The sequence below is a fragment of the Kitasatospora sp. NPDC029367 genome (assembly GCF_055569135.1).
Genome location: NZ_JBVHYH010000128.1, coordinates 1 through 11,671, shown reverse-complemented (window position 1 = coordinate 11,671; position 11,671 = coordinate 1). Strand labels below are relative to the sequence as shown.

At 75.3% G+C, this 11,671-nt stretch carries 8 protein-coding genes and 1 rRNA gene; all 9 read left to right on the top strand.

All coding sequences use genetic code 11. The features are described 5' to 3' along the window. Nucleotides 1–67, top strand: a 5S ribosomal RNA gene (gene rrf / locus ACZ4W5_RS37110); the annotation flags it as partial. A gap of 273 nt (nt 68–340) precedes the next feature. Continuing rightward, nucleotides 341–1,750, top strand: coding sequence for a sensor histidine kinase (locus tag ACZ4W5_RS37105; protein WP_465659582.1), 1,410 nt, complete (start codon nt 341–343; stop codon nt 1,748–1,750). Beyond that, nucleotides 1,702–2,367, top strand: a complete 666-nt coding sequence (locus ACZ4W5_RS37100) for a response regulator transcription factor (protein WP_360245306.1) — start codon at nt 1,702–1,704, stop codon at nt 2,365–2,367. Before ACZ4W5_RS37105 ends, ACZ4W5_RS37100 begins: the two co-directional genes overlap by 49 nt. 197 nt (nt 2,368–2,564) lie before the next feature. After that, the gene (locus ACZ4W5_RS37095) at nt 2,565–4,139 is read left to right on the top strand and encodes a DUF2637 domain-containing protein (protein WP_465659580.1); all 1,575 of its coding nucleotides are present in this window, start codon (nt 2,565–2,567) and stop codon (nt 4,137–4,139) included. 181 nt (nt 4,140–4,320) lie between these two features. After that, the gene (locus ACZ4W5_RS37090; protein ID WP_465659585.1) at nt 4,321–5,577 is read left to right on the top strand and encodes a DUF6986 family protein; all 1,257 of its coding nucleotides are present in this window, start codon (nt 4,321–4,323) and stop codon (nt 5,575–5,577) included. A 158-nt stretch (nt 5,578–5,735) separates the two neighbouring features. Continuing rightward, nucleotides 5,736–6,392, top strand: coding sequence for a YigZ family protein (locus tag ACZ4W5_RS37085; protein ID WP_360245300.1), 657 nt, complete (start codon nt 5,736–5,738; stop codon nt 6,390–6,392). 360 nt (nt 6,393–6,752) lie between these two features. Further along, entirely contained in the window at nt 6,753–8,525 is a 1,773-nt protein-coding gene (locus ACZ4W5_RS37080; protein WP_465659579.1) for a hypothetical protein, read from the top strand. Between the two features lie 113 nt (nt 8,526–8,638). Next, nucleotides 8,639–10,426, top strand: a complete 1,788-nt coding sequence (locus ACZ4W5_RS37075) for a restriction endonuclease (RefSeq protein WP_360245294.1) — start codon at nt 8,639–8,641, stop codon at nt 10,424–10,426. 416 nt (nt 10,427–10,842) lie between these two features. Next, complete coding sequence (locus ACZ4W5_RS37070) at nt 10,843–11,571, top strand: ZIP family metal transporter (RefSeq protein WP_360245315.1); 729 nt, start codon at nt 10,843–10,845, stop codon at nt 11,569–11,571. The last annotated feature ends 100 nt before the right edge of the window (nt 11,572–11,671 follow it).

The following is an 11,671-nucleotide window of genomic DNA, read 5'->3' as shown; positions in this document are numbered from 1 at the left end:
AGCTAAGCCTCACAGCGCCGATGGTACTGCAGGGGGGACCCTGTGGGAGAGTAGGACGCCGCCGAACAATCATTCAGAAAAGCCCCCGCCGGGTTGACCGGCGGGGGCTTTTCGCATTTCCGGGCCACTCCTCATCTGACCAACCTGACCAACCTGACCAACGGCCGGGCTGACCAGCTGACCAAAGGGCCAAAGGACCATCGGCCCGGCCGGGTGTTGCTCCTACCACCACCAGGTGGTCCTAGGTCTACCCCGGAATTGGGGTGCCATGGCCAGTGCCCGGAGCGGGTCGTTCGTGAACACTGATGAAGGACGATCGGTACCGGCATCAGGAGTTTGCGTGACCACAGACACTCGTACGAGCGGCACGTCCGTCCGCGCGCAGACCCAGGTGGCCTTCCAGGCGGGCGGCCAGGGGCTGGCCCGGCTGGCTCAGGTGGTGCTGGGTGCCGTGCCGGGGTTCCTGCTGCCGGTGGGGGCGGCCGTCGTCGCGGGGGTGGTGACGGCGCAGGTCCTGGAGTACTACTACCCGGCGGCCCTGATGGCCTTCGCGGCTGCGGCGGTCGCCGGCTTCTCGGTGGCGGCCGCCTGCATCCGTCCGACGGCCGACCGGACCCGGCGGATGCTGGAGCGCTGGTACGGCATCCGGTTGCCGGCGGTCTACCAGCCGTTGCCGAAGCTGGAGTTGGACGACCGGGGGCACTGGTGGACGGGTTACTCGTACCACCGCTCGCAGACAGTCGCGAAGTACGCGCAGCTGGTCCACTGGGGCCTTCGGGACCGCACCACCCGGGCCGAGATGCTCTGGCTGGTCGTGAACCCCGCCCTGGCCGTGCTGCTGGGCGGCGCGGTGGTCCTCCTGCTGGCGCTGGGGACGGCGTTCGCGCTGGGCAGCGCGGTGCCGGTGGACGGCTTCGGCCCGTTGAGCCCGCGGCTGACGCGGGTCGCGCTGAGCCTGCTGATCGGGGTCGGCATGGTCCTGCTCGGCATACTCCTCGCCCCGTACGCGGTGCGCGGGTACGGGGAGGCGGCCCGCCGGGTGCTGGACCAGGACGGCCGGGCGACGCACGCCCAGCTGACCAGGCGGGTGGCCGAGTTGACCGAGACCCGGGCCGACGCGGCGGGCAGCCAGGCGGCCGAGCTGCGGCGGATCGAGCGGGACCTCCACGACGGCGCGCAGGCGCGGCTGGTCGCGATCGGGATGACGCTGGGCACCATCGAGCACCTGATGGAGACCGACCAGGCGGCCGCGCGGGAACTCCTCTCCGAAGCGCGGCAGTCCTCGGCCCGGGCGCTGCAGGAGCTGCGCGACCTGGTCCGCGGCATCCATCCGCCGGTGCTCGCCGAGCGCGGACTCGGCGACGCCGTCCGGGCCCTGGCGCTGGACAGCGCGCTGCCGACCGAGGTGTTCGTGAGCCTGCCGGACCGGCTGCCGGCTCCGGTCGAGGCGGCGGTCTACTTCAGCGTCAGCGAGCTGCTGGCCAACGCGGCCAAGCACTCGGAGGCCGAGCAGGTGTGGGTGGACATCCTCTACCGGGCCGGAATCCTCCGGGTCACGGTGACGGACGACGGTGTGGGCGTGGCGGACCCGTCGCGGGGTACGGGCCTGCGCGGGATCGAGCGTCGATTGGGTACCTTCGACGGTGTCCTCGCCATCGACAGCACGTCCGGCGGTCCCACCACCATCACCTTGGAGTTGCCGTGCGAGTTGTCCTCGCCGAGGACCTCTACCTCCTTCGCGAAGGCCTGATCCGTCTGCTGGAAGCGCACGGCTTCACCATCGCGGCGGCCGTGGAGACCGGCCCCGAGCTGCTGGAGGCGCTGCTGACCCACCGCCCGGACGTGGCGGTGGTGGACGTGCGGCTGCCCCCGACGCTCACCGACGAAGGTCTCCAGGCCGCGCTCAAGGCACGCCAGGAGATCCGGGGCCTGCCGGTGCTGGTGCTCTCCCAGCACGTCCAGCAGCTGTACGCGCGGGAGTTGCTGGCCGACGGCACGGGCGGGGTGGGCTACCTGTTGAAGGACCGGGTGTTCAACGCGGGGCAGTTCATCGACGCGGTCCGCCGAGTGGCGGCGGGCGGTACGGCGATGGACCCGGACGTGATCGCCAAGCTGATGCAGACCACCTCGCGCCGGCCGGGCCCGCTGCTCGGGCTGTCCCCGCGCGAGCGCGAGGTGCTGGAGCTGATGGCCGAGGGCTGCTCCAACTCGGCGATCGCCGCCCGGCTCTCGGTGAGCGACGGAGCGGTGGCCAAGCACATCGCCAACATCTTCAGCAAGCTCGGGCTCGCCCCCGACGAGGATGCCAACCGCCGGGTGATGGCCGTCCTGGCGTACCTCAACGGCACGGCGGGGCAGAGTCGCTGACGGCCCGACCGGTGCCGCTGCCCCGGGCGCGGTGGGTACTGTGACACCCCAGGCTGCGGAAACGCTGAAACACCCGTACGAGTAAACTCCGGTGGGCCGAGCCCGGACGCTGTTCAGCCGTCCGGCGGCCCGACTGGCGGGAACCGGCAGCCGATGCGCGTACGGCAGCAGCCGACATCCAGGGGTTGATAGACGTAATGGCACGCCCAACGCTCACCAAGGCCCATCGCGGGCTGCTCGGCCTGGTCGCGGCCGGGGCCTGCATCATCTCGGGCATCGGGTTCGCGGGCTCGTACAACGCGGTGCGCGAGCTGGCCGTGGAGAAGGGCTTCGGTGCCTTCTCCTACGCCTTCCCGATCGGTGTGGACGCGGGCATCGTGGTGCTCCTCGCCCTCGACCTGGTGCTGACCTGGCTGCGGATCCCCTTCCCGATGCTGCGGCAGACCGCCTGGCTGCTGACCGTCGCCACCATCGCCTTCAACGCGGCGGCCTCCTGGGGCGACCCGCTCGGCATGGGGATGCACGCCGTCATCCCGGTGCTGTTCGTCGTCGTGGTCGAGGCCTCCCGGCACGCGGTCGGCCGGATCGCGGCGATCACCGCGGACCGGCACATGGAGTCGGTCCGGGTGATGCGCTGGATACTCTCCCCGGTGCCGACCTTCCGGCTCTGGCGGCGGATGAAGCTCTGGGAGCTCCGCTCCTACGAGGAGGTCATCCGGCTGGAGCAGAACCGGCTGGTCTACCGGGCGCAGCTGCGCTTCCGCTACGGCCGCGGCTGGCGCCGCTCGGCGCCGATCCAGGCGCTGCTGCCGCTCAAGCTCGCCAAGTTCGGTGTCCCGCTGGACCCGTCGCTGCTCGACCGGTTGGACGAGGAGGGCCGCGAGCGCGAGGCCAAGGAGGCCCTGGCGGAGCAGCCGTCCCAGGAACTCGGCGCCCAGCCCCAGCAGGCCCGGGCCGCCGCGGCCATCGCGGCTCCGGCCCCGGCCCCCGCCGGAGCCCAGCAGCACCAGGCAGCACCGGCCGCACCGGCGGCCGCAGCGGCACCGCCGGCCCAGCCGCAGCCCCAGCCACAGACCCAGCCGCAGTCCCAGTCCGAGGCCCCCGCAGCCGCGGCCCCGATCGCGCCGGAGGTCGCCGCACCGATGCTGGCGAGGCTGCACGCCGTCCGGCTGCGTGCGGCCCAGGAGCCGGAGACGGAGGAGGCCGTCGCCCCGCAGCCGCGCGGCGAGGAACTGAACGTCTGGACCGAGCGCCCGGTCCGCACCACCGGCCACTCGGTCGACGCCGCCCCGGGCGGGCGGGTGCCCGGCCAGGCCTCGCCGTGGTTCAAGCCCCCGCGCCCGGTCGCCGAGGAGCCCGCCGCCGGGCCCCGGCCGCAGGCCCAGCACCCGGGCTCCGCTCAGGCCCAGCACCCGGTCGCCGCCCAGCCCCAGGCCGAGCCGACCGTCGAGCCGCAGCACCGTCAGCCGGCCGCCCAGGCCGAGCACCACGCCCGGCCCGAGCAGACCGCGCCGGCCGAGGAGCCCGCTCAAGGCGCCCCCACCGAATCCGACCCGGCCCCCGTGCAACTGGACGAGGACATCGCCTACGACGGGCTGGTCTCCTACATCGACAGCTACGGTCACCAGCCCGACCCGCCGCGCCTCGCCGCCTGGCTGACCACCGAGTACGGGGTCACCGGCAAGGGGCCGGACGGTGCGGTCCACCCCAAGGAGGTCGCCGACCTCTACCCGCTGCTGCGCGACCGCTACCTGGCCGCCGGGAGGGACTGAGCCCGCGCCGCACCCGCGCCGCACCCGCGCCGCCCCCGCACCGACACCCCGGGTCCACCGCTCGGTCGGCCATTGACGCCCGACCCGGCCGGAGCTACCTTCGCCTCAACAAACTGTTGAAGCGCTGGTTCGGCATGGAGGAGTGCGGATGTCGCAGGTCGAGGTCGACGGAACCGGACCGATGGGCGGGGCCTCCTTCTCCGCCGCCGCCCGCGCCGCCGTGGAGGCACTGCTCGCCCCCGTGGACGCCGACCTGGCGCGCCGCTACCCGGGCGAGGCCGGCACCCGGCAGCCGGTGCACACCGTCTACGTCCCGGCCGACGCCTTCCGCGCCGACACCGTACGGGAGTGGGGCCGCCAGGCCCTGGAGGCCTTCGACACCCACGCCGGCACCCCCGCCGAGCTCGCCCGCGCCCTCGGCGTCGCCGACGACGAGCTGCTGGCCGACGTGCACGCCCGGGTCCGCGCCAAGCTGGAGCGCGAGCCGGTCGAGGACCTGCGGATCGACTTCGAGGACGGCTACGGGCCCCGCCCCGACGCCGAGGAGGACGCCGCCGCCGTCCGGGCCGCCGAACTGGTCGCCGCCGCCGTGGCCGAGGGCAGCGCGCCGCCCTACCTCGGCATCCGGATCAAGTGCATGGAGGCGCCCGTCCGGGCCCGCGGCATCCGCACCCTGGAACTCTTCCTCGCCACCCTGCTGGCGAACGACGGCCTGCCCGACGGTCTGGTCCTCACCCTGCCCAAGGTGACCTACGCCGAGCAGGTCACCGCGCTGGTCCGGCTGCTGGAGGACTTCGAGCGCCGGGCCGGGCTGGCCGCCGGCCGGATCGGCTTCGAGATCCAGATCGAGACCACCCAGGCGATCCTCGGCCCGGACGGCCGGGCCACTGTGGCCCGGATGATCGAGGCCGCCGAGGGCCGCGCCACCGGACTGCACTACGGCACCTTCGACTACAGCGCCTCCTGCGGCGTCAGCGCGGCCTACCAGAGCATGGACCACCCGGTCGCCGACCACGCCAAGGCGGTCATGCAGGTGGCCGCGGCCGGTACCGGCGTCCGGCTCTCCGACGGCTCGACCAACGTGATCCCCACCGGCTCCACCGAGCAGGTGCACGCCGCCTGGAAGCTCCACCACGACCTGGTCCGGCGCTCGCTCGCCCGCGCCTACTACCAGGGCTGGGACATGCACCCGGCGCACCTGCCGACCCGCTACGTCGCGGTGTACTCCTTCTACCGCGAGGGCCTGGCGGCCGCCGCCGCCCGGCTCGCCGCGTACGTCGCCAAGGCGGGCGGCGACGTGATGGACGAGCCGGCCACCGCCCGGGCGCTCAGCGGCTACCTGCTGCGCGGCCTGGACTGCGGCGCCGTCGACCCGGCCGAGGTCACCGCGCTGACCGGCCTGGACCGCGCGCAACTGGACGCCCTGGCCGGCCGCTGACCCCCAGCCCCGGCGCCGGGCCCCCGGCACCCCAGCGCCAGCCCCCCGGCGCCAGCCCCTCCGGCCCCGGCCGTGCGCCAACTAGGCTGGCGGTGCCGCCCCGGACCTCCGGAGCGCGCACCGCCAGCCGTCGCCGTTCCCGGGAGAACCACCGCGCCATGTCCGCCACGCCGGAACCGACCGCCAGGCCGTACCTCACCATCCGGCGGGCCGGCAGCCACGAGACCGAGATCAAGAAGTCCCGCTTCATCTGCCACCTCGCCCGGGTCTGCGACGAGGACGAGGCGCAGGCCTTCATCGCCGGCGTCCGCAAGCAGTACTGGGACGCCCGGCACAACTGCACCGCCTTCGTGGTCGGCGACGAGCAGCGCCGCGAGCGCTCCAGCGACGACGGCGAGCCCGGCGGCACGGCCGGGGTGCCGATGCTGGAGGTGCTGCGCCGACGCGGCCTGACCGACACCGTCGCCGTGGTGACCAGGTACTTCGGCGGGATCAAGCTCGGCGCGGGCGGCCTGGTGCGGGCGTACGGGAACGCGGTGTCGGCGGCGGTCGACGAGGTCGGCCTGCTGGAGCGGCGCCCGGTCGCCCTGCTCGCGGTGACGGCGGACCACGTGCGCGCCGGGCGGGTGGAGAACGACCTGCGGGCCGCCGGGTACGCGGTGAGCGACCTCGCCTACGAGGCGGCCGGGGTGCGGATCGAGGTGGGTGTGCCGGAGCCTGAGGTGGCCGGGTTCCACACCTGGCTGGCCGAGGCGACCGGCGGCACCGCGGTCGCCGTGCCGGCCGGGCGCACCTACGTCGAGGTACCGGTCTGAGCCGCGCGCTCCGCCCGCCCCGCGGCGTGCCGGGGGGATCGGTTTCCGGACGCAGCTCCGGCCGGGGCCCCGGGGCCCGGGGCCCGAACCCGTGGTAGTGATCGCCCACCACCCCGCGCCGCCGCTCCGACCAGTGGCCGGACCGGTGCGCGGGCCCGCCGGAGGCGTCGCTCCCCGTAGCCGAGTGCTCGCGCCACGCGGAAGACGGCTTGAGCAGATTCACCCGAACGTAGTGTCGTGGCCCGGAGTTGGAACTTCCGCTCCGGGCCGTGGCGTTTCCTGGGCAAGGTTCCGGCCGAACCGGATGAAAACCGTCGATGGAGGACAACAGACCCCACCCCGCACCACGGAGGTATGCGCATGACCTCAGACCGCTCGCCGTCGCCCGCCGGTGCCGACCTACCCGGCCCGCGCGGCCCCGCGACGCCCTACCGGATGACCGTCACCACCGCCCTCCCGCACGCCGAGGCCGTCGCGCTGGCCGACGCCCAGCTCGCCTCCTGGTTGAAGCAGGAGGGCTGCGAGGAGCCCCCGCCCGCCCCCGGCACCGCGCTCGGCGCACCCCCCGCCGCCGAACGCCTGCGCCTGGGCGAGCGCGTCCTGCTGGACCGTGACCAGGGACCGCTGCGCGGCGGCCCCGGCGCCGGCCGCTACGACCGCCGCCGCCTGCGCACCCCGGCCCCGCACGGCACCCGGCAGCTCACCCTCACCGTGGCCACCGACACCGGCGGCCCCACCTGGGTCCGGCTGGAGGCCGAGACCCACAGCACCGGCAGCGGTCTGCGCACCCCCTGCCGGGTGCCGGTGCCCGAGCTCGCCCGCACCCTCCTCCCGCTGCTCGACGCCGCCGACGGCCCGGCCGCCGTCCACTCCGCCCCCCGGGTGATCACGGCCGACGAGGTCGACGACCTGATCGACGAGCTGTGCGACCCGGAGCGCCGACTGCCCACGGTGGTCGCCAGCGTGCCGGTGAACCTCCCGGTCGAGCACTGGGTCGAGGAGGTGGTCCGCCCGCTCTGCCGCCAGCTTCCCGGCCTCGCCACCGCCTACGTGCTGGACCCGGGCGCCCGCACCGGGTTCAACGTCGCGCTGGAGTACCACACCGTGTACGGCGGCGCCGTGCGCACCTATCTGCCCGAGGTGGACCCGGCCTCCCGGCAGGACGGCGCCCGACATCCGGTGCTCGCCCGGGGCCGAATAGAACAGGACCTCCGCCGCGCCGCCGGGCTGCTCGCCCGCGAGCCCCGCCGCCTGGCCGCCGAACAGCCGCTCCCGCCGCCGCTGGCCGCGGTCCCGGTGCTGCGCGTCCCGCCCCCGCAGCTGCGCCCGGCTGCCGGACCCCCCGTCGGCCCCCCCGCCGAACCGGCGGCGCTCGCCCGCGAGGAGCAGCAGGACCGCGCCGAGCAGCAGGCCAGGGCCGACGAGCTGGAGCGGGTCCGGCACACCCTCCGCCTGGAGCGCCGCGACCGCGCCCAGTCCAGGGACGGCCACGAGGGCCGCCTGCGCGCCGGCGCCCGGAGCGCCCTGAGCGGGCGTCACTGCACCGGGCCCATCGCCGTCCCGTCCGGTGCCGCGCCCACCACCTCGGGCACCGGCCCGGCCACCGTCGGCCGGCCGGCCGCCCAGCGCGGCGGGTGGCCGGGCAAGCCCGAGACCTTCACCGAACTCCTCGCCAGGCTGGGCGAGTTCTCCCTGCTCACCTTCACCGGCGACCAGAAGAACGCGCTCGCCCTGGACGGCCTCCAGTGCGCCGGTGCCGGCTGGGCCCGGCTCGCCTGGGACGGCCTGACGGCCCTGCAGGAGTACGCCGAGGCGGCCGTGCGCGGCGCGGCCGGCGGGGACTTCAAGCAGTGGTGCGAGCACACCCCGGACGGCTGCCACCGCTTCCCGCCCCGCAAGGCCGTGCGCGGGGAGTCCCGGACGGTGTTCAGCCACACCAAGTGGAAGCGCGAACGGATGCTGCCGGTGCCGGAATGCGTCGACGCCTCCCGGCGCGCGTTCATGGGCGCGCACCTGCGGATCGGCGGCGGTCGCACCGCACCCCGGCTGCACTACCTGGACGACTGCTCCGGCAGTGGCCGGATCTACGTGGGTTACATCGGCCTGCACCTCACCAACACCCGGACCAACTGACGGGCTCGGCTGACCGCTGCGCCCGTTCGGTGGACAATGTCCGGCAGGGGCGGGGCTGCGGTTGGTCCGCCGCCCGGGGCAGGCGCCGGACGAGCATGGGGGAACGACGACCGATGCAGTACTCAGCAGACGGCCAGTCCGACGGCATCGCCACCGTCCAGTTCCCCCAACCGGGCTTCCTCGCCTCGGTGTTCCGCGACCTCGGCGCCGACGAGGGCCCGGAAGCGGACGGTGCCGCAGGCCCCCCGGCCCCCGGCCGCCCCGGTCCGGGGGCGGCCAGCGGCGGCCCGTCCGCTCCGGAACGCGTCGGCCCCGACCTCGCCGACCCCGACCTCGCCGACCCCGACACCACCGATCCGGCCTCCGCAGGCCCCGGCCCGTCCGGCCCGTCCGGCTCGTCCCGCCCCGACCCCGGCTCCTCCGGCCCGGGCGCCACCGACCCCGACGAGGCCGTCGCAGCGCACGCCCGGGCCGCCGCGCTCACCCACCACCGCACGCTCACCGTCCGGGCCGAGCACGACCGGCTGGCCGACCTGCTGCGGCGGGCCGCCCTGCCCGTCTCGGCGATGGACTTCGAGAGCCAGCTGCGCCACTACGAGCCCCGCCCCTACCCGACCGACGGCCCGGCCGTGGTCGAAGGCGCCGAGCCCCGCTGGGAGGACTTCGCCCCCGCCGAACCGGCCGCCGCCGACCCCGAGAGCGGCCCGTCCCGGCGACTGCTGGACTCCGGCTACCAGCGCGAACTCGCCCAGGCCCGGCTGACCCACCAGCGCGCCCTGCGGGAGTGGCGCACCCGCCGGGCCGAGGCGGGCAACCCGGCCGCCGACGAGTCCCGGCGCGCCCACGAGGCGGCCGAGGAGGCCCGGGCCCGCGCCGTGCGCGAGTACAACGACAGCCTGGAGGAGTGCCGGCGCGCCTACCGGCTGGCCGAGCCCGCCGCCGTGGAGTCGCTGCTGGAACGGGCCCTGGCCGCCGCCGAGACCGCCACCCAGGACCTCCCCGCCGCCTGCCGGGCGGTCTTCCGCCCGCTCACCCGCACCGCCGTACTGGACCTCGACCTGCCCCCGCTCGACCTGGTGCCCTCGCTCACCGGCTACCGGCTCGCCCCCGACGGCGACATCCTCCCGGTGCCGCGCCCGCCCGCGGACCGGGCCACCGACTACCTGCGGCTGGTCGCCCGGCTCGCACTGCGCTCGCTGCAGGCCGCCGACGCCGTGGACACCGACGAGATACTCGCCGGCGTGGTCCTCAACGGCTGGCTGCGCGAGCCCGGTGCCGAGCCGCTCTGCCTGGTCAGCGTGGACGCCGACCGCGACGCCCTGGCCCGCACGCGGCTGCTGCCGCCGGAGACCCCGTACGAGGAACGCGACGACGAGGGCGTCTACGCCGACGCCGAACAGGACGAGGCGCTGGTCCGGCTGCGCCAGCTCGGCGCCGCCGTCACCCCGGACCCGTACGCCCGGGCGGCCGTCCAGCCCGCCGCCCGGGCCGGCGCCGCCGTCCCGGCCGCGCCCGACCTGTCCGCCAACGAGTTCGCCCAGCTGGTGCGCGACCTGCTCACCCGGGGCGGGCTCGCCGAGTGGAGCGTGCGGCTGCGCGGACCGGCCGGGCTGGTCGCCACCGGCGAGGGCGCCCCGGGCAGTGCGCTGCCCGGCCGCTGGGTGGTCTGGGCCTCCCGGGACCCGGCTGCCGTCACCGCGGAGCAGATCGAGACCCTGGCCGAGGCGGTCCGCGAGGAGTCCGCCGAACGCGGCCTGCGGCTGACCACCGGCCACTTCGCCGAGGCGGCCCTGGACCTCTCGGCCGAGGAGGGCCACCGGCACATCCACCTGATCGACGGCGACGGCGTCCGCGAACTCGCCCGCACCCACCTCGGCCTGCCGCTCGCCGCCGGCCGCTGACCCCCCTGCCCGGACCGGCTCCGACCAGGGAGGTCACCCCGACGGCCCACCCGGCGGGCGTCCCTCCGTACCCGGAACAAGGCTGAGGGGACCGGGCCGATGCGACCGCGGCCGAGGACCGGCCGGGTCGGCGGCACCCCGGGCGATCACCGCGGAACGGGCGTCCGGTACGGTCGGCGGTCGGCCCGGCCACGGGCGGACCCCAGGGGGAGAGGAATGGGCAGAGCGCTCGTCAGACCACACGGCGGCACCGGTCATCCGGCGGGGGCGGCCCACCCGACCGGACCCGCGGGCCGGCCCGACCCGACCGCCCGGACCGCCCGGACCGACCAGACCGACCCGATCGCCCAGACCGACCCGATCGGGCCGGAGGCAGCCCGGTGACCGCCGTCCTGGTCGCCGCCGGGGCGTTCCTGATGACCCTGATCGGCGGCTTCGTCGCCCAGCGCACCGGCGACCGCCGTCACCTGGTGCTCGGCTTCGCCGCCGGACTGATGCTCGGCGTGGTCGCCTTCGACCTGCTGCCCGAGGCCCTCCACCAGGCGCCGGGCGAGGTGCACGGCGTGCCCCAGGCACTGCTGATGTTCGCCGTCGGCTTCCTCACCATCCACGTGGTCGAGCGCGCCGTCGCCATCCACCGCGGCCACGAGGGCGAGTACGCCGAGCACACCCACGGCCACCAGCACGGCCACGCCCACCGCAACGGGCACCAGGGCGTCGGCCTGACCGCCGCACTGGCCCTGGTCGGGCACAGCGTGATGGACGGCTTCGCGATCGGCGCCGCCTTCCAGGCCGGCACCACGGTCGGCACGGTGGTGGCCATCGCGGTGGTCGCGCACGACTTCGCCGACGGGTTCAACACGTACACGATCACCCGCTTGTACGGGAACAACCGCCGCCGGGCGCTGACCCTGCTCGCGGCCGACGCACTGGCCCCGGTCTCCGGTGCCGCGATCACCCTGGCCTTCACCATCCCGGAGCACCTGCTCGGCCTCTACCTGGGCTTCTTCTCCGGCTTCCTGCTCTACCTCGCGACCTCGGACATCCTCCCCGAGGCGCACAGCCCACACCCCTCGCGCAGCACCCTGCTGTGCACGGTGGCCGGGGTCGGCTTCATGTGGCTGGTCATCGGCTTCGCCACCTAGGGCGCGTCTTGTGGATCAGGCCAGGCCCGCGACGCCAGGGCACGCACCTCGCCGCGTTGTCGTCGGTCGCCGATGGCCCCCAGCCTTCGGCCGGGAGGTG